General features: G+C 34.9%; 21 protein-coding genes. 17 read left to right on the top strand and 4 right to left on the bottom strand.

Going from position 1 to position 23,411, the window contains the following annotated elements:
* Positions 1-8: 8 nt before the first annotated feature.
* From BMZ04_RS03430 to BMZ04_RS03375, 12 genes are all read left to right on the top strand, one after another.
* Positions 9-1,229 carry a glycosyltransferase family 4 protein gene (locus BMZ04_RS03430; RefSeq protein WP_093265314.1) on the top strand — a complete coding sequence of 407 codons (1,221 nt, stop codon included), beginning with the start codon at positions 9-11 and terminating at the stop codon, positions 1,227-1,229.
* A 69-nt stretch (positions 1,230-1,298) separates the two neighbouring features.
* The gene (locus tag BMZ04_RS03425; RefSeq protein ID WP_093265308.1) at positions 1,299-2,450 is read left to right on the top strand and encodes a glycosyltransferase family protein; all 1,152 of its coding nucleotides are present in this window, start codon (positions 1,299-1,301) and stop codon (positions 2,448-2,450) included.
* Positions 2,451-2,508: 58 nt separating this feature from the next.
* On the top strand, positions 2,509-3,624 hold the full coding sequence (locus BMZ04_RS03420) for a glycosyltransferase (protein WP_093265305.1): 1,116 nt from the start codon (positions 2,509-2,511) through the stop codon (positions 3,622-3,624).
* 1 nt (position 3,625) lies between these two features.
* Positions 3,626-5,014 carry an O-antigen polymerase gene (locus BMZ04_RS03415; RefSeq protein WP_177184305.1) on the top strand — a complete coding sequence of 463 codons (1,389 nt, stop codon included), beginning with the start codon at positions 3,626-3,628 and terminating at the stop codon, positions 5,012-5,014.
* A 130-nt stretch (positions 5,015-5,144) separates the two neighbouring features.
* On the top strand, positions 5,145-6,422 hold the full coding sequence (locus BMZ04_RS03410; RefSeq protein ID WP_093265299.1) for a lipopolysaccharide biosynthesis protein: 1,278 nt from the start codon (positions 5,145-5,147) through the stop codon (positions 6,420-6,422).
* A 345-nt stretch (positions 6,423-6,767) separates the two neighbouring features.
* The gene (gene rfbA, locus BMZ04_RS03405) at positions 6,768-7,670 is read left to right on the top strand and encodes a glucose-1-phosphate thymidylyltransferase RfbA (protein ID WP_093265296.1); all 903 of its coding nucleotides are present in this window, start codon (positions 6,768-6,770) and stop codon (positions 7,668-7,670) included.
* The gene (rfbC, locus tag BMZ04_RS03400) at positions 7,667-8,227 is read left to right on the top strand and encodes a dTDP-4-dehydrorhamnose 3,5-epimerase (protein ID WP_093265293.1); all 561 of its coding nucleotides are present in this window, start codon (positions 7,667-7,669) and stop codon (positions 8,225-8,227) included. The genes rfbA and rfbC overlap by 4 nt, the downstream gene beginning before the upstream one ends.
* A gap of 4 nt (positions 8,228-8,231) precedes the next feature.
* Positions 8,232-9,086 carry a dTDP-4-dehydrorhamnose reductase gene (rfbD, locus tag BMZ04_RS03395; protein WP_093265291.1) on the top strand — a complete coding sequence of 285 codons (855 nt, stop codon included), beginning with the start codon at positions 8,232-8,234 and terminating at the stop codon, positions 9,084-9,086.
* The gene (rfbB, locus tag BMZ04_RS03390; RefSeq protein WP_093265288.1) at positions 9,087-10,106 is read left to right on the top strand and encodes a dTDP-glucose 4,6-dehydratase; all 1,020 of its coding nucleotides are present in this window, start codon (positions 9,087-9,089) and stop codon (positions 10,104-10,106) included.
* A 51-nt stretch (positions 10,107-10,157) separates the two neighbouring features.
* A complete protein-coding gene (locus BMZ04_RS03385) occupies positions 10,158-11,534 on the top strand; it encodes a UDP-glucose dehydrogenase family protein (RefSeq protein ID WP_093265285.1) in 1,377 nt (458 codons plus the stop codon).
* On the top strand, positions 11,509-12,534 hold the full coding sequence (locus BMZ04_RS03380) for an SDR family NAD(P)-dependent oxidoreductase (RefSeq protein ID WP_093265282.1): 1,026 nt from the start codon (positions 11,509-11,511) through the stop codon (positions 12,532-12,534). The genes BMZ04_RS03385 and BMZ04_RS03380 overlap by 26 nt, the downstream gene beginning before the upstream one ends.
* A gap of 588 nt (positions 12,535-13,122) precedes the next feature.
* On the top strand, positions 13,123-13,560 hold the full coding sequence (locus BMZ04_RS03375; protein ID WP_093265279.1) for a VanZ family protein: 438 nt from the start codon (positions 13,123-13,125) through the stop codon (positions 13,558-13,560).
* Between the two features lie 96 nt (positions 13,561-13,656).
* On the opposite strand, the gene BMZ04_RS03370 is transcribed toward BMZ04_RS03375, so the two are convergent.
* On the bottom strand, positions 13,657-14,523 hold the full coding sequence (locus tag BMZ04_RS03370; protein WP_093265276.1) for a LysR family transcriptional regulator: 867 nt from the start codon (positions 14,521-14,523) through the stop codon (positions 13,657-13,659).
* Between the two features lie 176 nt (positions 14,524-14,699).
* Here BMZ04_RS03370 and tcuA point away from each other — a divergent pair, with 176 nt between their 5' ends.
* On the top strand, positions 14,700-16,208 hold the full coding sequence (tcuA, locus tag BMZ04_RS03365) for an FAD-dependent tricarballylate dehydrogenase TcuA (RefSeq protein WP_093265273.1): 1,509 nt from the start codon (positions 14,700-14,702) through the stop codon (positions 16,206-16,208).
* A gap of 231 nt (positions 16,209-16,439) precedes the next feature.
* On the opposite strand, the gene BMZ04_RS03360 is transcribed toward tcuA, so the two are convergent.
* On the bottom strand, positions 16,440-17,717 hold the full coding sequence (locus tag BMZ04_RS03360) for an L-lactate MFS transporter (RefSeq protein WP_093265270.1): 1,278 nt from the start codon (positions 17,715-17,717) through the stop codon (positions 16,440-16,442).
* Between the two features lie 507 nt (positions 17,718-18,224).
* Here BMZ04_RS03360 and BMZ04_RS22190 point away from each other — a divergent pair.
* On the top strand, positions 18,225-18,374 hold the full coding sequence (locus BMZ04_RS22190) for a hypothetical protein (RefSeq protein WP_177184304.1): 150 nt from the start codon (positions 18,225-18,227) through the stop codon (positions 18,372-18,374).
* Positions 18,375-18,470: 96 nt separating this feature from the next.
* Here BMZ04_RS22190 and BMZ04_RS23105 read toward each other — a convergent pair whose 3' ends face one another.
* Together BMZ04_RS23105 and BMZ04_RS03350 are read right to left on the bottom strand one after the other, a co-directional pair.
* Positions 18,471-18,668 (bottom strand): carboxymuconolactone decarboxylase family protein, encoded by a 198-nt coding sequence (locus BMZ04_RS23105; protein ID WP_369802621.1) that lies wholly within the window; start codon positions 18,666-18,668, stop codon positions 18,471-18,473.
* Between the two features lie 156 nt (positions 18,669-18,824).
* The gene (locus BMZ04_RS03350) at positions 18,825-19,442 is read right to left on the bottom strand and encodes a TetR/AcrR family transcriptional regulator (RefSeq protein WP_093265267.1); all 618 of its coding nucleotides are present in this window, start codon (positions 19,440-19,442) and stop codon (positions 18,825-18,827) included.
* A gap of 213 nt (positions 19,443-19,655) precedes the next feature.
* On the opposite strand from BMZ04_RS03350, the gene BMZ04_RS03345 reads away from it, so the two are divergent.
* From BMZ04_RS03345 to BMZ04_RS03335, 3 genes are read left to right on the top strand one after another with little or no spacing between them, the layout of a single operon-like run.
* Positions 19,656-20,966 (top strand): GntP family permease, encoded by a 1,311-nt coding sequence (locus BMZ04_RS03345; RefSeq protein WP_093265264.1) that lies wholly within the window; start codon positions 19,656-19,658, stop codon positions 20,964-20,966.
* Positions 20,967-20,983: 17 nt separating this feature from the next.
* Positions 20,984-21,877, top strand: a complete 894-nt coding sequence (locus BMZ04_RS03340) for an NAD(P)-dependent oxidoreductase (RefSeq protein WP_255367777.1) — start codon at positions 20,984-20,986, stop codon at positions 21,875-21,877.
* Positions 21,874-23,385 carry a CoA-acylating methylmalonate-semialdehyde dehydrogenase gene (locus tag BMZ04_RS03335; RefSeq protein WP_093265258.1) on the top strand — a complete coding sequence of 504 codons (1,512 nt, stop codon included), beginning with the start codon at positions 21,874-21,876 and terminating at the stop codon, positions 23,383-23,385. Before BMZ04_RS03340 ends, BMZ04_RS03335 begins: the two co-directional genes overlap by 4 nt.
* Positions 23,386-23,411: the final 26 nt, after the last annotated feature.

Below are 23,411 nucleotides of genomic sequence, written 5' to 3'. Positions count from 1 at the left end.
TTAATGTAATGAAACTACTTGTTGTTTTGGAACACCGATTTTATCAAGACCCTGAGGGCGGAGTATATTGTGAACGGGTAGTCGATTACAATTTTATTAAAAGATACTTAAATGTTTTTGAAGAAGTAGTCGTATGTGGAAGATTTAAAACTATGGATTCTCCTATAAACAAAAGATTACGAGTAGATGGAGACAATGTGTCTTTTGTAAAGTTGGCTGATTTTAAAGGGCCTAAGGAGATGGTCTTGAAGTATTTTTCTTCAAACAGGATTCTCAAAAAAGCAATTAGAGAATGTGATGCAGTCTTATTAAGAGCCCCAAGCCCTATTTCTTTTCTTTCATTTTCAGCAGTAAAGAAAGAAAAAAAACCTTTTGCTGTAGAAATGGTTGCAAATCCACGAACAGCAATGCAGGATAATTCAGATGATAATATTTTTACTCGTATAATAAATCGTTTAATAAAAGTAGTATGGATTAACCATGCTAAGAATGTGTGTATGAATGCAAATGGAGTTTCCTATGTTACTCAATATGCATTACAGAAAGAGTATCCAAGTTATGCGAGAATTTATGGAGAATCAAAAGAATATTTTGAAGATGTCTATTCTACCATTAACTTAAAGGAAAATGATTATTACCAAGGTAAGTATTTAAATCCTCATAATGCAACATTTACTATTTGTCATACCGGTTATATGGATGGTAAAACCAAAGGTCATATTACTGTAATTGATACATTGAACATTCTTTTAAAGGCAGGGTATGATGTTAACGTTAAATTTATAGGATCTGGTAGTTTGATGGAAGAATTTAAAGATTATGCAAAAAGACTAGGAATTATTGAAAATGTTGAGTTCCTAGGTAGCTTATATGGATATAATGAGGTTCAAAAAGAATTAGTAACATCGGATATGTTTTTATTCCCAACAATGTCCGAAGGCCTACCTAGATCTTTAATTGAAGCAATGGCAAATAAATTACCATGTGTATCTAGTCCTGTAGATGGTATACCTGAATTGCTTGATGAAAAATATTTAGCTCCATATAATTCGCCACAACTATTAGCGCAGAAAGTTGAGTATATATTAAACAATCCAAGTATAAGGGAAAAGGCAGCTTTAGAAAATTTCAATAAGGCGAAAGAATATTCAGAATCTGTATTAACACCTCGTAGAAATAGATTCTATTCAAAATTAAATGACCTTGCTTTAATAACGAAAATAAAATAGAGTGATAGGTTTAGTAAAATGCGTTAAAGTTTTAATTTTGATAATATATCTTTGTGATAGGAGTATAAAATGGACAAAAAAAAGGTAGTAGTAATCTCCTATGTTTTTAGTTTAAGTAACACAGTTCGAGCATATGCAGTTTATAAGGCATTAAAAAATGACTATGAAACGAGTGTCATATATGCCGATTATGATCATTACTCAAAGCAACATATTACATACACTGGTTCGAACTTTAAAAGTATTCATGTACCAGGATATAAAAGAAATATGTCCATCATGCGTATTGTTTCTACTGTATGCTTTGGTATAAATACAGTAAAACTGATAAAAAAAGCGTCGCCAGATGCAGTATATGTTATATGTCCTCCTAATCTTGGTTCATATATTGCAAGTTTATTATGTAAAAAAAGAGGCATTCCGTGTTTGATTGATATAGTAGATTTACATCCAGAATCAATACCAATAAATAAAAAATTAAAGCCAATAGTTGATTTTTTAGGGTTATCATTGTGGAAAAAATTCAGAAATATTGCAATTGAAAATGCTGATAAAGTAATAGTTGAATGTAATTACTACAAAAAAGTAATAAAAGAAAAATATTTAAAAAAGACAAGCACTGTTTATATAGCCAAACATTCTGCAATTAATGAAGGAAAAGTTTTACAAGTTGAAACAGGTATCATAAATATAGTTTATTTAGGTTCTATCGGCCATATTTATGATTTTGAAACATTAATTAATATTGGAAAAGGATTACTTAATAAGGGAATTTCATTTAAATTGCACATTATTGGAGATGGAGAAAAACGAGACTGGTTGACTAAACAGTTAAAGAAAAATAATATACCATATTCATTTTATGGGAAAATTTACGAAGAGTCCGAGAAAGCGAAGATAATGGAGATTTGTGATTTCGGATTTAATGGATTTAAAGATGAAACTTCGGTAGGTCTATCGTATAAGAGCCTTGATTACATGGATTACGGTCTAGCACTAATTAATTCTACTAAAGAGGATACTTGGAATTTAATTAACGAGTATAATGCTGGTATTAACTATTTTAGCAATGAGCTACAAGATTTAATTGATGAAATTGCAGAATTAAATAAAGAAGAAATATTAAAAATGAAGATAAATTCAAGGAAATTATTTGAACTGTTTTTTGACAGTCATATATTTGAAGAAAATATAAAAAGAGAAATTAATGATTTAATCTAAGTATATTTAGATTTTTTATCGTTATAAATACTAGCGTGTTAGTTTGGAGGGAACCATTATGAAAATCAAGGTCTTAGTCTTTTTGTTTCAATTAAATGGTGGAGGGGCAGAAAGAACAGTTGTAAATATCATAAATAAATTAGATACAGATATTTATGATATTGTATTGGTTCTCGGTAATGATAAAAATAATGTCTATATAGATTTAATTTCAGATAGAGTTAAGATAAAATTTTTATATTGTAATAAATTAAGAAATTGTTTATTTAGATTGAGAAAATGCATAATTGAAGAAAATCCAACTTTAATTTTTACTACAATGAATCCTAACAACTTAATGGTATTATTCGCCAAAATCTTAAGTTTTAAGAGTATTCCAGTAATTATTAGAGAAGCTAATAATAGAACCCAATCAGGAAAAGTTACAAAGTTTAATAAATTTATAACGACGATATTCTATAATACTTCAAATAAAGTAGTAGCCCTATCTCAAGGTGTAAGTGAAGATCTAATTGAGAATTTCAAAATTAAAACAGATAAAATAAAAGTTATATACAATCCTGTTGATATTGATAATATAAATATATTGAAGAATGAAATAGTTGAAGATATAGAAATTAACAAGAATGAAAAATTAATAATTTCTGTAGGAAGATTAGAAGAACAAAAAGATTTCTCAACTTTGATTAAAGCGTTTAGTTTAGTTCTTGAGAAAATTAATGCAAAACTAATTATTTTAGGCATAGGATCTCAAGAAAAGATGTTAAAGGAATTATGTGTAAATTTAGGAATAGAGGATAAAGTTTTATTTTTGGGTTTTAAAGAAAATCCACAAAAATATGTAAAATCATCTGACTTATTTGTTTTAACTTCAAAATGGGAAGGTTTTGGGCATGTAATTGTGGAATCTATGGCCGTAGGAACTCCTGTAGTAGTTACTGATTGTAAGTCAGGTCCTTTCGAAATAATTAAAGACAACAAATATGGTTTATTAACTGAAGTAGAAAATTTTCAAGAAGTCGCTAAAAAAATTATTGCCATGTTAGAGAATGATGAGATGCGCTCATGGTATTCTAAACAGGGATTAAAGAGATCTTCAGATTTTAATAGTAATTTAATAGTGAAGGAATATGAAGAATTATTTACTAAGGTTATTAATAGTAAGGTGCGTTGAAATGATTATTAATAAAAAGAGAAATTATTTGTTAAGATTAATATTAGCATTACTAACTTCATTAATTATCACTGTTTCTTTTTTGGAAATTTATAATTTAGCAATTACAACTGTGGGGATGGTAATACTTTTTTCACTTTTGATTATTGTATTTCCTTTATTTCTTGTAAGAGATATCTTTCACCCTTTTATTATATTATCTATTTCTATGTTGTTGGCTGTAATAGATTTTTTAAATAAGGATTTATCTGGTAATACTAATTCTAAAGTGTTAACCTGGGTGTCAGGATCAGATGTAAACTATTTAAGTATATATTCTTTAGTTGTAATTATTTGTTGGTACATATTTGTTTACTATGGATTTCTTATGGCTTCTAAGATTAAAAAAAAACAAGATACCAATTTTAGTTTTCCGAAGGTAAATTCTCCAATTAGGGTATCTATCATATTAGGTATAGCTGTCGTTTTAGGTTTTCTATATTCAATGTCTTTACTTGGTGGAATTAGTGGCATGATAAATGCAATGACACATACAACAGTAGCTTATTCTGGACTAGGATATCTAAGAAATATTGTTGGTATAGGAATTTTCGTAGCATTTCTATTACTTTATGGAGGATATAAGAAGTGTGCAATATTATTTTTAATAGCTACGAGTATTATGTTAACTTTTTTTGGTGGGCGTGCAAATGTTATTTTAGGGACTATATTACCTTTTTTGATGGTATATCATTACAGGGTTGAGAAAATTAGAATTTGGAAGTTATCATTACTTGCTGCTATAGGTTTAATCTTTGTAGAAGTTATTGGTGTTATGAGGAAAATGAGTGAATCTACTATTTCATTTGGTGGTATATGGGAGCTAATAGTAAATGCAGCTCAAGCTACAGGTAGGTCTGAAATTGTCCCGGCACTGATAGGATCAATATTAAATGGTAATATTGAATATCAACTGGGAAAACCATTTATCAACATCATATTTGCACCTATACCAAGAACTCTTTGGGATGGAAAACCTGAAATTATTGATGATACTGTACTGATAGCATATGAGTTGAATGGTGTATCGAGCTACGGTATGCCTGCTGGGCCATATGGCTGGGCTTTCTTTAATTTTGGATGGATAGGTGTAATCGTAATGGGTCTTTTAACAGGATATATAATACAAAAATTGTATATTAAATTAGTATTAGAAAGAAAAACCAAAGATGATTTTATAAGTGTAATGTTTTATTCGTTAATCATACAATCGGTATTTAATATATTTTCTACTTCTCCTCAAGCAGAAATAATTTGGATAGTTGGTATTTTTCTAATGATATATTTTCTTGACTTTTTATTTGCATTGACATCATCAAAAAGTCGAAAATATTCGCAATTAATACCTTAGAAATGTTATTTAACTCTATTTACAAAATATTAAACGATATTAATAGCTTAAGGGATAAATATTACAATTTTTCCTTGGAAAATTTCTAAAATACTTCTAAACCAATACTAATAAAAAGAGTGGTTCCTATATGTTAAAAGCTAAATTTTATAATAAAAAAAAACCAACAATAAAACCATTGTCTTTAAAAAAGAATTTCTCTTGGACTTTAATTGGTAATATTATCTACGCTGTATGCCAATGGGGTCTTTTAGTGGCGTTGGCAAAAATTGGATCTCCGGAGATGATGGGTAAGTTTGCGTTGGCTTTAGCAATTTCAGCACCTATAATGATGTTAACAAATTTACAATTACGTGCAGTACAATCAACCGATACAGAAGAGCTATATCATTTTAGTGATTACCTAGGACTAAGGTTAATAACCTGCTTACTAGCTTTAGTTTTAATTACTATAGTAGTAGTGGTAGTGGGGTATCCTTTGGAAATAATATTAATAGTATTAATAATAACAATTTCAAAGATTATAGAGTCTATAAGTGATGTTATCTTTGGATTATTGCAAAAAAATGAACTTATGGATCGGATATCCATCTCAATGATTTTAAAAGGGATATTATCATTGATTACACTAGTAATTGTAATTTCAATTACAAAAAATTTGATTTATGGAACACTTGCGCTAGTATTTTCTTGGCTTCTAGTATTACTTTTTTATGATATAAGAAATGCTAGGGAGTTTACAGCTTTTAAACCTAAATTTCGTTTCTTATCAATTTTTAATTTAGTTAAGCTATCCCTTCCTTTGGGAATTGTATTTTTGATTTTATCACTAAACACTAACATCCCACGCTATTTTTTAGAATATTATTTTGGAGTGGAAGAACTGGGTTTTTTCATTGCAATGGCTTACTTGATTGTAGCTGGAAACACAATAATCATCGCATTAGGTCAATCAGCCACACCTAGACTTGCAAAAGATTACGCTAGTGGTAATAGAAAAAAATTTTCAATATTACTTTTAAGGTTGATTTTTATTGCATTTTTTATTGGTGTAATAGGCATGGTTGGATCATTACTATTTGGCAAACCGTTATTGACTTTAATCTATAAAGAAGATTATGCGAATAATTCGGATGTATTTTTTATAATAATGTTAGCAGGTATGATTAATTATATAGGATCAGTTTTAGGTTATGGAATGACAGCTACACGTTCATTCAAAATACAACCGTATATTAGTTTCGTATCGTTAATATCAGGATTAATTAGTTCAATTTTATTAATACCAATATACGGTCTAATGGGGGCTGCATATACATTAGTATTGTCTGCTAGCGTACAGTTAGTTTTGAAAAGTTTAGCATTAATATATTTAACATATAATAAGAAGCCTGAACATCAAACATAAAATTGTTCAATGTTATGAGGCTATTTCATTATTATATTCACTGGATTTGATAATCATTTTGACTTGTACACTAATAAGTACTCGCCGTTATTCTGCCATAATACAATTTACTTTTTAATGGAATATGTAATGTTTACCAAAAACCTATTATTAAAGATTATTAGTAAATAATAAAACAATTATAGCCGGTTTTGCTATTCTTATGATAAATATAATAGTTTATTTTTCTATAGAGTATAAGTAAATTAGATATAAAAGGAAGAGCAGTGATTATTGTATAAAACAATAACGAATATGTAATTAGGGAATAAACTTAAAGTGATCTATCTAGGAGGAGATGAATTTATGAAAGGTATTATTTTAGCAGGTGGAAGTGGATCAAGATTGTATCCATTAACCAAATCTGTTTCTAAACAGTTATTACCTATATATGATAAACCAATGATTTATTATTCTTTGTCTGTTCTAATGCTTGCAGGAATTAAAGATATACTAATTATTTCTACTCATCAAGATACCCCAAGATTTGAAAAACTTTTAGGGGATGGACATGATATTGGGATTAATATTAGTTATGCGGTACAAGATTCCCCTGATGGTTTAGCACAAGCTTTTCTTATTGGTGAGGAATTTATTGGTGATGATAATGTTGCATTAATTCTGGGAGATAATATTTTTTATGGTCATGGATTTACTAAACTACTAGAAAATGCAGCATCTAATGAAAAAGGTGCAACTGTATTTGGTTATAATGTAAAAGATCCAGGGCGATTTGGTGTAGTGGAGTTTGATCAAGCTGGAAAAGTAATCTCAATAGAAGAAAAGCCAAAATGTCCAAAGTCAACTTATGCAATAACTGGATTATACTTCTATGATAATAGGGTCGTGGATTTTGCTAAGCGGATCAAGCCGTCAAGTCGTGGTGAACTAGAAATTACAGATATAAATAAGGCTTATTTAGAATTAGATGATCTCAATGTGGAATTACTTGGTCGTGGTTTTGCCTGGTTGGATACTGGGACTCATGAATCTTTGCTTGAAGCATCAACCTATATTGAAACCATTGAAAAGCGTCAAAGCTTAAAAGTAGCTTGTATAGAAGAAATTGCATACAGAAAAGGCTATATAACTAAAAAACAATTATTAGACTTAGCAGAACCATTAAAGAAAAATGAATATGGACAATATCTAATTAGTCTGTCTAATCTACAAATCGAAAAAATACAAAAAGAGGAGGTAATAGGTTGAATTTTACAAAAACAAGCATAAATGGTGTGACAATTATAGAACCAACAGCATATGGTGATCATCGTGGCTGGTTTATGGAAACCTACAATGAAACAATTCTTAAAGAAGCTGGGATTGTGGTTACTTTTGTTCAAGACAATCAGTCATTTTCGGCATCTAAAGGAACATTAAGAGGGCTACATTATCAATTAAATCCTAAAGCCCAAATGAAATTAGTTCGTTGCACAAAGGGAGAAATTTATGATGTTGCTGTCGATATTCGTAAAGGGAGCCCAACTTATGGGGAATGGTTTGGAATTAAATTGTCTGCAGAAAATAAAAAACAATTATTAATTCCAAAAGGATTTGCACATGGTTTTATGACGTTAACAGATGATGTTGAAGTTCAGTATAAAGTAGATGAACCTTATGCAAAAGAGTGTGACAGAGGCGTTATTTGGAATGACCCTGAAATTGGAATTGAGTGGCCGATTGATATTGTGCCTATCCTATCAGAAAAAGATGATAAAGCCCCATTACTAAAAGAAGCTGAAAATAACTTCATTTATGGAGAGTAATTCTATGAAAATATTAGTTACAGGTTATACAGGTCAATTAGGTTATGATGTTGTTGAACAAGGTATAAAAAATGGACTTAACATGGTAGGTGTTGGTTCCAAGGATTTGGATATTACGAACGAAAAAGAAGTTTCTTTTTTTATAAATAAAACGAAACCTGATGCTATCATTCATTGTGCTGCATATACTGCAGTAGATAAAGCTGAGATTGATAAAGAGAATTGCTGGAATGTAAATGTTGAAGGAACTAAAAATATTACTAAAGCAGCTCACAACATTAACGCAAAGTTAATGTACATTAGCACTGATTATGTTTTTGATGGTTTAGGGAATACAGCATTTAAAGAAAATGATGTACCCGCCCCAGTTGGTTACTATGGCTTATCAAAATATGAAGGTGAAAAAATAGTTCAACAAATTATGGATAAATGGTTTATTTTACGTATTTCATGGGTTTTTGGTGCTAATGGTAATAACTTTGTTAATACAATGCTTCGTTTGGCAGAAACTCTAGATGAAATAAATGTAGTTGCTGACCAAGTAGGTTCTCCAACTTATACATTTGACTTATCAAAACTATTATTGGATATCATCCAAAGTGATGCGTATGGAGTATATCATGCTTCTAACGAAGGATTTTGCTCTTGGAGTGAATTTGCGCTAGAAATCTTTAGACAAGCTAATATAGAAGTCAAAGTTAATGCAATTACTACAGAGGAATACCCGACTCGCGCAGTTAGACCTAAAAATTCTCGTATGTCTAAACAAAAGTTATTAGATAGTGGTTTTACCCCAATGCCAAAATGGCAAGATGCAGTCGAGAGATACATAAATGAATTATCGGAAGAGGTGAAATAGATGGAGAAAAAAAAATTGTTAGTTACCGGAGGGGCGGGATTTATAGGTGGAAATTTCGTTCAATACATGGTAAATAAATATCCTCAGTATATTATTTATAATTTAGATTTATTAACATATGCTGGCGATTTAACAAAACATCGCGAAATTGAACAAAATGATAATTATCATTTTGTAAAAGCCGATATTACAGACCGTGAAGTTATTTTCTCCCTATTTGAAAAAGAAAAATTTGATTATGTCGTTCATTTCGCTGCAGAGAGTCATGTGGATCGTTCTATTACGGACCCGGGAATTTTTGTGCAGACAAATGTTCTAGGAACACAGGTATTACTTGATGCATCCAAGCAAATCAATATTTCAAAATTCTTACACGTTTCTACTGACGAAGTATATGGGGAACTCGATTTTGATCCTACAACATTTTTCACTGAAGATACTCCAATTATGCCCAACAGTCCATACAGTGCAAGCAAAGCATCATCAGATTTGCTTGTACGTGCTTATCATGAAACATTTAATTTACCTATCAATATTACTCGGTGTTCAAATAATTATGGACCGTACCACTTCCCTGAAAAATTAATTCCTTTAACTATTTCTAGAGTATTAAATGAACAAAAAGTTCCTGTATATGGCGATGGTAAAAATATCCGCGATTGGTTACATGTTTATGATCATTGTTCTGCGATTGATTTAGTGTTACACGAAGGTTTAGATGGAGAAGTGTATAATGTGGGCGGACATAATGAGCTTACTAATTTAGAAGTTGTGAAAACAATTATTAGTACTTTAGGAAAATCAGAAGAGCTAATAGAATTTGTCGTAGATCGCTTAGGCCACGATAAACGGTATGCGATTGATCCAACAAAATTAGAACAACTAGGCTGGAATCCTACTTATACATTTAAAACTGGCATTGCTCAAACTATTCAATGGTATCTTGATAATAAAGATTGGTGGGAACAAATTATTAGCGAAGAATATCAAAACTATTTTGAGAAACAGTATACCATTTAAATCATTTTGTATTAAATTAAATTTCACATAATATGAAAGGTAGGCTTATCTATGTATAAAATAGCAGTAGCAGGAACAGGCTATGTCGGCTTAGTGGCAGGCGTATGTTTCGCTGAAGTAGGTCATAATGTGACTTGTGTTGATATTGATGAAAGAAAAGTAAATCTAATGAAATCTGGCGTTTCTCCAATCTATGAGGCAGGATTAGAAGAGTTAATGCAGAAGAATTATACTGTTGGAAGACTGAACTATTCAGTAGATTATCAATCTGCTTATAGAGATGCTGATGCGATTTTCATTGGTGTTGGAACGCCAGAACAGTTTGATGGATCTGCGGATCTTTCTTACATAGCAACAGTTGCAAGACAGATTGCTGAGTCAGTTGAAAAGGATTGTTTAGTCATTGTTAAATCTACTGTTCCAGTTGGTACAAATGACAAAGTAGAACAATTTATTCAAGATTTTTTAGTAAATGACGTGCGAGTGGAAGTGGCTTCAAATCCTGAATTTTTAGCTCAGGGTTCAGCTGTTCATGACACATTACATGCAGAACGCATTATTATTGGTACTGAAAGTGAATGGGCAGAACAAGTATTGAAGAGAATTTATGAACCATTTAATTTACCAATTGTTTCTGTAAATAGACGATCTGCGGAAATGATTAAGTATGCTTCTAATGATTTCCTTGCACTTAAAATTTCTTATATGAATGATATTGCAAACCTTTGTGAATTAGTAGGGGCGGATATTCAAGACGTTGCCAAAGGGATGAGTTTCGACAGTCGTATTGGCAGTAAATTTTTAAATGCAGGAATTGGTTATGGAGGTTCTTGTTTTCCTAAAGATACGAAGGCGCTTGAGAATCTAGCGACTCAAAACGGATATGAGCTTAAGACGGTGAAGGCTGCTATTGACGTGAATGATAGTCAGAAGACGAAGTTATATAAAAAAGCGAGTAAGCGACTTATTACTTTTAACGGTCTTAAAGTTGCTGTATTAGGCCTTACCTTTAAACCAGGAACAGACGACCTTAGGGAAGCTGCCTCACTTGAGAATATACCATTGTTATTAGAACAAGGCGCAGATATCTATGCGTATGATCCTATTGGGGTGGAGAACTTTGCTAAAGTACACCCAGAAGGTAAAAACGATAAAGGGTATATTACGTATGTTAGTAATATTGAAGCAGCGCTAGAAGATGCGAATGTTTGCTTTATATTTACTGAATGGGGTGAGGTTAAAGCTGTACTACCTGAAACTTACAGGAAGTTGATGAGAACTCCTTTAGTATACGATGGAAGAAACATTTATAGTGTAGAAGAAATGCTACAAGCGGGTGTAGAGTATTATTCTATTGGAAGAAAGCCTATCAGTAGAGAGTTGTTAATGGAGGCAAAAACGATTGAATTACAAAACTTTAGATTGTAGTAAGGTATACTTTATCACTGGTGCTGCTGGTTTTATTGGTTATTTTTTATCTAGGAAACTTCTTGAACAAGGTTGTTTTGTGATAAGTGTCGATAATCTAAATGATTACTATGATGTGAGTCTTAAATACGCTCGTTTGGAACAGCTCGAATCCTATGAGAAGTTTACCTTTATCAAAGGTGATATTTCTGACAAGTCAATGATTATGAATATCTTTGAAGAGTACAAGCCTGATATTGTTGTAAATTTAGCTGCACAAGCAGGGGTCCGCTATTCAATTGAGAATCCGGATGTGTATATTCAAAGTAATATTGTAGGATTCTATAATATTCTTGAAGCATGTAGAAATTATCCAGTAGATCATCTTGTATATGCTTCATCTAGTTCTGTTTATGGATCCAATAAAAAGGTTCCTTTTGAAGAAACAGATTTTGTGGACAACCCTGTATCACTCTATGCAGCTACGAAAAAATCTAATGAGTTAATGGCGCATACATATAGTCACCTATATAATATTCCAGCTACAGGACTTCGATTCTTCACGGTTTATGGACCGATGGGACGACCAGATATGGCCTACTTTGGATTTACGGATAAATATTTTGCTGGAGAATCTATTAAGATATTTAATAATGGGAATTTTGATAATGACTTGTATAGAGATTTTACATTTGTGAATGATATTGTTGAAGGAATAGAGCGACTTTTAAGTAATCCACCCATGGGAGATGTTCAACATAAGGTATATAACATCGGGAATAATAACCCTGAAAAGTTAATGGTGTTTATCGAAACATTAGAGAAATGTTTGGGCAATGCTTTGGGTAAAGAGATAGTTTTTGAAAAAGTATTTGAAGCTATTAAGCAAGGGGATGTACCGGCAACGTATGCATCTACTGATTTATTGTATGATGCTGTAGGTTTTAAACCGGAGACTTCGATTGAGGAAGGATTGCAGAAGTTTGCTGATTGGTATGTGGAGTATTATGGAATGAAGTAAATTCTCTTGAAAATGCATCCCTGTGTTAGAAAAAAACTATACAGTTCCGATAATTGACTACAATTCAATACTTAATAAGTAAGCGAGTAAGCGGTAAATAACACTCACACGACGAAGAGGCGGTTGGGTGTTATTTGGCGTTACCTTTGATTGAATTTAGATAGCTACTTTTTTTGCATTCCCAATTTTCGATAATTAGATGCTTTGTTAATATACAAAAAATGCTTACTTTTAGTGAAGCGTCCCTTTGTAGAAACAATTAATGTTAGATTGTAGATTCGGGGATATTGCTTCATGCTATGCTGATGCTTCGAAAGCAGAGCGGAACTTGGCAGAACCGCTAAACGTGATATTATTGCGATTTGCAGGATGCTTGGCAGTTCACTAATTGGTATTCTGAATAATTAATTTAATGAAAATTACCCGCTGTACAGAAAGGCACTGGAGAAGGATGTATTTACTGATAGATAGTACGGGTGTATATGTTTGTATAGGATTAGGGTTTTTATGTAGATTTTGTTTCGAACTATGTAGATGGGTAGATTATTTTCAGGAATAGAAGCAAATGCGAAGAAAGGATGAAGCCAAATGATTTATCCGCTACTTATTATTTTGTGGAGTACTTGGATAATAGTTGCGACAACTACTACAAATTCATATACTTTTTTGTATGACCAAGTTGTCCAGTTTAGCCTTGAAACTTCTCCCAATTACTTGGATTTACTCATTACGGGTGATATAGCGTTTACAAGCCAATTTTATATCATGCAAAAAATTGGTCATATGCTGACGTTTGCTCTGTTGTATATACTATATTTTCGTTGGTGGAAGCGGGTGGGTTTTGCACTCTTAGTAACCAGTGTATTCGCAGTTTTTACAGAGATTCTCCAGTTGTACTTCAATCGAAGCGGCAGATTGTATGATATTGGAATAGACCTTTTGGGGATTATGATTGCTTATTTTGTTAGTGTCATTGTTGTTAGGCGGGGTGGACGAGGTAGGAGGACATTTTTGAGAGGGGAATAGTGTTGAATGTTTTCTATTGGGTTATGCTCTTTAGAAGAAATAATGCTGTATAAGCCACTACCATTTTAAAAAGATGGCGGTGGCTTATCTTTTTTATTATTTTCCCTGCTTTGAATCATTCAGAAAATCAATAAATGCTTTTACTTGAGCTAACTCAAGCGTGACATCCCGATAAAATATCCATGTATTTCTTAGTAAATACTTATTCTCATTTAATAGAATTGGTGCAATATACAATTCTTCATCATGCTTAATACAAATCTCCGGCAGAATAGCGTATCCTAGACCATTTAGTACAAGTTCCTTGCATGTATCAATTCGATCTACTTCCATCGATATCATTGGTGGGACCGTATACGTTTCCTGCCACCAGTTTTCAATTGTATTTTTTAATGATTGGTCGGTTTGATAATTCACTCTTGGTAGGAAAGGGAGATCTTTAAATTCTATTTTTTTACTAGAGGCAATACAAATCTTTTCTTCGCGTAATAATATTTTATTTTCCTTCCAGTTATAATCGCCCCTTACAATTCCGAGATGCGATTCTTCTTTATGGAGTAGTTGATGAATATCGGAACTCCATCCTGTTTTTAAATTAACCTCGACATCCGGGTATACGGCTAAAAATTCTTTTAATAAGGATGGCAGTTCATATCTAGCAAATAGGCCAGACACAGCTAGGCGCAGTGTACCTTTTACAGTGTTGTCCATATTTAATATATGTTCTTTCGTTTTGCGTAGTTGTTGAATCATGTCATGTGCATATTGAACGAGAAATTCCCCTTTAACCGTGAATTCGACACCTTTCTTCCCTCTAGAGACAATCTTTGTATCAAATTCCTTTTCCAACTGTTGTAATCGATAGGTTAACGCTGGCTGCGAAATATAGAGCCGTTGTGCTGACTTCGTTATATTCTTCTCTTCATGAAGTGTAGTTAATATATGCCAATCTTTTTCATCCACTGATCGTCCCTCCTTTATGGAAAGAATATTCTATCAATAAATTTCATCATATCACTAGTATGCTTATTAATAAAATTTTTTTATGGATTGAAATAAAAAAACGATATTATATTTATCTTTCATTCTCCTTTACTATAACGTTAAAGAGTTATCATAACTGATCAGGAGGGGTCGAAATGTCACATACACAAAGTTACGATGTAGTTGTAGTTGGAGCAGGGAATGCAGCTTTATGTTCGGCAATCGCAGCAAAAGAAGGTGGGGCGAGCGTTCTTGTATTAGAACGAGGACCAGTGGAAAAACGCGGAGGAAACTCATTTTTTACAGATGGGGCGATTCGTGTTGCCTACAATAATTTAGATGCTATCCGTAAGGTCATCCCAGAATTGACAGATGAAGAAGCAGAAATGATCGTGATGCCTGAATACGGTGAAAAAGATTACTATGATGATTTGATGCGAGTTACAGGAGGAAAAAGCGATGCTGGTTTGGCTAAACAGCTTGTTTCTAAATCTTATGAAACGATTACTTGGATGCGAGATCAAGGGATCAAATTTGAGTTAAATTATGATAATCAATCCTTTATACAAGATGGCAAACGTCATTTTTGGGGTGGTCTACCTATAAAAACGGAAGATAAAGGCGTTGGGCTAATGAAACAGCTTTTCGCAAGAGTGAAAGAACTAGGCATCGATATTTGGTATGAAGCGCGCGCAGTGAAATTAATTAAAGAAAACGACCAAATTACAGGGATTGTTGTGGAAAAAGATAACGATACAATTACGGTAAATACAGGTAGTGTCATTTTAGCTTGCGGTAGTTTCGAGGCAAATAAGAAATTGAGAAGCGAGCATATCGGTGAAGAATGGGAAGCGGCAATTGTCCGTGGAACTGAATTTAACACAGGCGACGGTATTTTCATGGCGCTAGAAGTTGGAGCGCAAAAATTTGGAGAATGGTCCGGCTGCCATTCGATTGGGACGGATTCAAACGCACCGATCGTGGGAGACTTTACAAAACCGGGTGATATTTTTAAAAAGCATTCGTATCCTTACAGTATTATGCTGAATAATGAAGGAAAACGTTTTGTAGATGAAGGAGCAGATTTACGCAATTATACGTATGCCAAATATGGTCGGGAAATATTGAAGCAACCTGGACATGTAGCTTACCAAATTTATGATGCGCAAGTGCGTCCGATGTTGCGAAAAGAATATGATTTGGAAGAAGCTACTTTCTATCAAGCAGATACGCTGGAAGAACTTGCGAATTTATTGCCAGTTGATAAAAAACAATTCCTAGAGACAATCGAGGAGTATAACAAAGCTGTGCAAGAAGGCGATTACAAACCAGCGGAGAAAGATGGAAAAGGAACGATAGGAATCACTCCATCAAAATCGAACTGGGCACTCCGAATCGAGAAATCGCCATTCTACGCATTCCCTGTAACATGTGGAATTACATTTTCGTTCGGTGGATTACATGTAGATCCATTAGGTGAAGTGTTAGATAAAGAAGAACAACCAATTAAAGGGCTTTTTGCGGCTGGTGAAATGATTGGTGGAATCTTTTACGAAAACTATCCAGGCGGTTCTGGTTTGATGTCTGGTGCTGTTTATGGGAAATTAGCCGGTACATCCGCTGCTCAGTATATTTTGGGGAAAAGTGCTGAACTAGTGAACTAATTTAATACTAAAAGAATTCTCGCTGATTCGGTTTCGGGGAGAATGCTTTTAAATAATAATGTATACGCTTTCACGATTTACTATTTAAAAAATATGGAGTTTCATATCATAAATAATGATTCTTTATTCTGATTATCGGTGCAAAATGTGAGATTATGACTATTGGAACAGTTGAATGTTTAGTCAAAAAAACTCCTCTCTTGCATAAACAAGAGAGGAGTTTTATTTCTTCTATACAGTAGTCGAGATGTCGCCTACTTTAACCGCTTTACTCTTTTTGCTTTGTCTCTTGATTTTATTGACATCAGCACGTAGCAATAAAGAAATAATCAATGAAATCGTAATCAGTACAGTAAATACATAGAAAACTGGTATATAACTATTCGTCATTCCTTTTATTAAACTAACAATAAGGGGACCGAAAATCCCGCCTAAAGACCATGTTGTCAGTAAATAACCGTGAATGACACCTAATTGTCTCGTTCCAAATAAATCGCTGGCGAATGCTGGTAAATTGGAAAAACCACCGCCATAACAACTTACAACTAAGAAAATAAAGAATTGGAATAAAAACAAATTCGTTGTAAATGGCAAAATAATAAACGTAACTAATTGGATAGCGAAAAAGATGACAAAAACATTAGAACGTCCAATGTAATCGGAAACAGCTGCCCAAACTAATCGGCCACCACCGTTAAATAATCCCATTATACCAACCATTGCTGCTGCACCCGCTACTGATAGGCCAACGATTTCCTGTGCCATTGGTGAAGCAACAGAAATCATCATAATACCCGCCATTACATTGAATAAATGCATTGCCCAAAGCATCCAGAAATGTTTCGTTCTTACAGCTTCTTTTGCAGACATTTGAGCTAAATCTTGTTTCACCACTTGTTTACCTGCCACTTCAGCCTCTTTCATGCCCGCTGGCATATAACCTTTTACCGGGGGTGCGATATAAGAAGCACCTAAAATCATCAATATAAAGTAACTAGCACCTAAAATGAAATAAGTAGTTGAAATCCCGACAGACTCCATCAAATTCGCTGCCACAGGTGCTGTAATAAGGGCACCTGCTCCAAACCCTAGCACTGCCATACCTGTTGCTAAACCACGACGATCCGGGAACCATTTTACTAATGTTGAAACCGGCGCAATATAACCAATCCCCATACCTAAACCACTTAATACACCATACGTTAACCAATATAAAGGCACTGAGTCTATTAAAATAGCAACCCCTGCTCCAGCTTGTCCTAAACTAAACAAAAAAGCTGCAAGTATTGCGGACTTTCTCGGTCCAAACTTCTCTACTAAGTTACCAAACAATGCTGCTGCAAAACCTGCAAGCCCCATCATAATGGTAAACGCCACTGTTACCTTTGTTTCACTCCAACCCATCTCTTGTACGACTGGTAATTTGTATACGCTATATGCATAAGCCCCACCAATGGAAAGGTGGATCGCTATCGCGGACACTGCTATTAGCCATCTATTCTTATTCATGATTTTATCCTCTTCTCTCTAGTTGTGAATGTTCTGTGAACATCTATGCTCTAAACATATCATAAAAAATCGTCCCTGTGTTAGTGCAATTCTGATAATTCGCTACAATTCACTATTATATAAGTATACGCCAAATAACACTCAGAGAAGGTGGGTGTTATTTGGCGCTTACCTTTGATAAACCTCACTCGTTTTTTGAAGATAATTATCTTTTTTTGTATTCCAACTATTCTATAATCATACAATTTGTTACAATGAAACTAAGGGTGTTTCCGTAAAAGGCTAAAAACGCGTCCTTGTGTTAAAAATATTTCTACTGCACTATTCTAAATTGCTATCTTTAGAGAGAAGTTAACCATTCATATCCTTTTGTAAAAATTTAATATAAAATTAATAGATTACGACTAGCTTCGACATAATATTGTAATGAATCTGTATTACAATGTAGGAAAGCTTATTATTTATTAATTGATACAACATGTAGTGAAATCGTAGGAGGTATTGTGCGTGACAACAGCTGAATTACAAGAAGAATTCAAGCGTATTTTAGAATATGGATATCATAGAGGAAATGAGAATGATTCAATTAAAACGGATGATATTATTAGAGAGTTATCAGAGCAGCTGAGAAATTTACTAGATAAGAGTAAAGTTTGACTAGGATGAAATAGAAGAATAAAAATGTCCACTGAATTTAACCAATTCGAGGAAACAAAACCAAATGCCCACCTATTATAAAGGAGGGCATTTGGTTTATTTATTTTTTGTTTTCTCAGAATCCTCAAAAATCTCCTCAGCGATTCCCATTGCCTGAACAGCTTTTAGAAACCCAACATATCTGGCGCAGTGGATGATAATTTCTTCTCTGGAGAGCTCAACATTGAGGGCTGCTTGTAAGTGAACTCTCAGCTGATCGAAAGCTCCCTGTGTGATAAGTGTTGTAAGTGGGATGATTTCCCGTTATGCATGAGAGAGCGTATTTCTACTGTAGAGTTCTCCTTATCCGAAGGACACTATCATCTCCCAAAGGTCAGGTGAAATTTTTTTTAGTATAATGTCCCTGCGTAAGAAACAATTCAAAATTGTTTCTTACGCAGGGACATGTTATTAATTAGTTTCCCGTTTGCCTATCCCTTCAAAAATCATCGTAACGAGTATGGTGATTTCTTCGACAATATCCAATTTATTTTGGAAGATGATCCAGTCAAATACTGTGGCTCTCATGCATCGGGTCAAGTTGAGGAGCAATTGATCTTTTTCCCAGGAAGAAACGAATTCGCCTTTTTCAAGGCCTTCATCTAGGTAACTTTCAATCAATTTGTAAATCCGGCGCTCGGGGTCAACTAAATAATGCTTTTCATCCATCGTACGCGACAGTGAACTCATATAGACGGTCCGAACGAAATCTACCCCAAGTTCATCGCGTAAATAAGTCATCTGCTCTTGATAAGCAAGGATGATTTTTTGTTTTACCGTATATGCTGGATGTATTTTTTCATAAAAGCTTTCGTAAAAGTTATCGATGTCTTTGAATTTTACCGCAAAGACATCGTATTTAGAATTGAAATGTCTATAAAACGCGCCTTTTGAGACATCGCATTTTTCGACAATTTCATCAATTGTAACATTGTCAAACCCTTTTTTACCGAACAATTCAAGAGCTGTATCTAATAATAGTTGCCGCGTCTGCTGCGCTTTGATAGCTCTTTGGGAAGATGGTTTCATTTATCTACACTCCTTTATTAATAGAACCTATCATATTTTGTAAATAATACAAGGATTAATATTAGGAGTATAGAACTGAAAATATAAAATTCAGAAAATATTAAATTTACTGTTTACAAATACTATTCTTTCTATTAGTATTTAAGGTACTAAGGTATCTGACTTTGGTATCTCAAATTTTTTAACGGCTTAAAGGGGAGCAGGGGGAATGAAATGGTAGTTGCTTTTATCGGATTTTTTCTGGGGTTAGGTTTACTTATGTATTTCACAATGCGGGGAATGAATATTATCTTTGCAGCATTGATTGCTTCAATTGTAGTCGCCTTGACGAATAGTTTGTCGTTAGAGAAAGCGCTTACAGAAAATTATATGACGGGATTCACCGGATATTTTGCCAGTTGGTTCCTTGTATATTTGCTTGGGGCAGTGTTTGGCAAAATCATGGAAGAAACCGGAGCGGCCAATTCTATTGCTGATTGGGTGAAACGGGTAATTGGCGCAAAGCATGCTGTTTTTGCAGTTGTAGTCGCTTGTTCGGTTATGGCATATGGTGGAGTGAGTGTGGCGATTGTCGCATTTGCTGCTTATCCAATTGCTTTATCGTTGTTCCGAGAAGGGAATATTCCTCATCGGTTTATCCCAGCAGCAATTGTCTTCGGATCGATCTCGTTTACAATGACCTCTCCAGGATCGCCGGAAGTGCAAAATTTGATACCGATGGAGTTTTTCGGAACGAAGCCGACTGCTGGTGGGTGGGTTGCGATAGTTGTTGCGATTTTCATTATTGTGACAGGAAGTTATGCAATGAAGTTTATGGTGGACCGTGCAATCAGGAATGGTGAACAATTTGATGCGCCTAAAGTGGTCATGGAGAACTTGAGCAAGCTTGAGTCAGTAGAGCGTAAATTGCCGCCGGTATTCTTCTCCATTTTACCGCTTGCACTTGTGGTCATTACGCTAAACATTAGCGCGCAGTTCATTTCTTCTGTCGGTGCGGCCTTACTAGGATTGTCTGTAGGCTGTGCAGTCGGGTTGGCTACGATGTATAAATACACCGATCAATACCGGGCGATGTTTACGAAAGGTGCAGAAAATGCCGTCGTTGCCACAGTTAATATTTGTGCAGTGGTTGGTTTCGGTGCAGTAGCCCAGCAAACGGCATCTTTTCAAATGATTGTTGACGGCCTTGTCGCTCTTCCGGGCATGGAATACATTGGGTTAGCACTTGCGGTCACGGTAATTGCAGGAATCACAGGATCTGCTTCAGGCGGCCTTGGAATTGCGCTTCCGATTTTGGCTCCAATCTACAATTTACAAGGCTTGGATCCAAACGCTATGCACCGGATCTCAGCACTTGCCTCCGGAGGTCTGGACTCATTGCCTCATAACGGGTATATCGTGACGACAATTCGGGCAGTTAGTAATGAAACACATGATCGGGCTTATAAGCCAGTATTTGTCATTAGTGTTGTCGTATCCATGATAGCACTCGCATTAGCAATTGTTTTATATTCAATCTTTTAAAAGGAGTGGGATAAATAATGGAAACAATAGGTTTTATTGGACTAGGCAATATGGGACTTCCTATGGCAACTAATTTAATCAAGGCAGGCTACACAGTTTACGGGATGGATGTCAATGAAGAAACACTGCAAAAATTTACGGAACTTGGGGGTAAAGTGGCGCAGTCAAACGATGAACTTACAGCACAGACGAAAGTGATTATGACGAGTCTGCCGACACCGCAAATTGTTGAGGCAATCTATACAAAGCCAGGTGGTTTGATCGAGACGGCTGCACCGGGCACATTATTGATCGACTTCAGTACAGTGGATCCGAAATTAAACGATGATATTGCGGCCCTTTCTCTTAAAAACGGCCTGAATTATTTAGGTGCACCAGTAAGCGGTGGGGTCATCGGAGCAGTTCAATCAACCTTGACTATCATGGTCGGTGGAACAAAAGAAAACTATGAAAACGCACTTCCGCTACTGAATGTGCTTGGTAAGAATATTTTCTTGCTTGGTGATTCACCGAGTGTCGGAACCCGCATCAAATTGCTGAACAACTTGATGATCGGCTTTTATACGAAAGGTGTCGCAGAAATGTTAGTGCTGGCAGAAAGCGCTGGATTGTCACTGGATAAAGTCTATGAAATTTTGAATGTCAGCTATGGACAAAGCAAAATCTATACACGCAATTATGCGGAGTATATGAAAAATGAAGATTACCAACCAGGTTTCTCGATCGATCTTTTATTAAAAGATATGCGCCTTGCTCAGCAAATGGCTGTACAAGGAGACGTGAATTTGCCGGTGACGAATCAATTGATTGAAGAATATGAACAAATGTCTCAGGATGGGTTCGGACATCTAGATATCTCTGCAGCTTATTTATCAGCCGTCAAAACAAACGAGAAGGAGGAAGTATTATGACAACTATACAAACAGTACAAAAACTATCGCACTTTATCGGAGGAAAAAAGGTTGAAGGGACAAGCGGCCGTTTTGGCGAAGTTTACAATCCATCAACTGGAGAAGTGATTGCGGGTGTGCCACTTGCATCAGTGGAAGAAACAAGACAAGCAATCGTATTAGCAAAAAATGGACAAGTAGAATGGCAGGCTAAATCACTCGCTAAAAAAATGGAAGTGGTATTGAATTTCCGCAACTTGCTCTCTTCTAGACAAGATGAATTGGTCGATATTGTTTGCTTAGAGAGCGGTAAAACGAAAGCGGATGCTCTAGGAGAAATCACTCGTGGGTTGGAATCCGTCGATTTGGCACTTAGTGCACCTCATTTATTGAAAGGCGAGTATTCTGTCAATGTAGGCGGGAATATTAATGCTTTCTCAACCAAAACACCTTTAGGCGTAGTAGCAGCGATTGCACCTTTTAACTTTCCTGTGATGGTGCCGATAGCGATGACTTCAATGGCCGTGGCAGTAGGAAACTCAGTCATCTTGAAGCCGTCTGAAAAAGTGCCGCATTCCGCACTTTTTATCAGTGAATTATGGGCACAAGCTGGGCTTCCAGAAGGCGTCTGGAGCGTAGTCAATGGAGATAAGGAAGTCGTTGATGAGTTGTTGAAGAATGAAGATGTCCAAGCTATTTCATTTGTAGGATCTACTCGAATTGCTGAATATGTTTATCAAACAGGCACTCAGCATGGCAAGCGCGTTGCTGCATTCGGAGGCGGGAAAAACCATATGATCATCATGCCGGATGCTGATTTAGAACAGGCTGCTACTGCTTTCTTAGGAGCCGCTTATGGAGCAGCTTCTCAACGCTGCATGGCAATCTCAACAGCAATGCCAGTGGGTGAGAACACTGCGGAGAAATTCGTCGCCATCTTAAATGAAAAAGTCAGAGAATTAAAAGTAGGTCCATACACAGATGAACAAGTCGATTTTGGACCTGTCATTTCAAAAGAAGCTAAACAAAACGTGTTATACGAAATAAATAATAGTATAGAAGAAGGTGCATCACTGGTCATTGACGGACGCAATCCCGAAATCTGTGAAAGCTCGGAAGGTTATTATCTTGGACCAACCTTGCTGGATCACGTTACACCAGATATGAAAATCTATAAAGAAGAAGTATTCGGACCAGCACGCATCGTCGTACGTGTATCCGCACTTGAAGATGCCATCGATTTGGTCAACAAGCACGAATTAGGCAATGGCGTTACAATCTATACGAACAATGGAGCTGCATCCCGCAAATTCGTAAGCGAAATCGAAGTGGGCATGGTCGGTGTTAATGTGCCGATTCCAATCCCTGTTGGTTATTTTAATTTCGGTGGTTGGAAACGTTCTAAGTTCGGAGAAGGCCACATGTTTGGACCGGACACAGTTCGTTTCTTTACCAAAAACAAAACTGTTTCGGAACGCTGGCCAGAAGACCAATTGGAGCAAGCCTCCTTCTCATTTCCTAGCAATTGATTTAAAGTAACCAGGACATTAAGATG

It is taken from the genome of Psychrobacillus sp. OK032 (assembly GCF_900111345.1).
Classification (GTDB): domain Bacteria; phylum Bacillota; class Bacilli; order Bacillales_A; family Planococcaceae; genus Psychrobacillus.
This window is presented reverse-complemented; position numbering and strand designations above follow the sequence as displayed.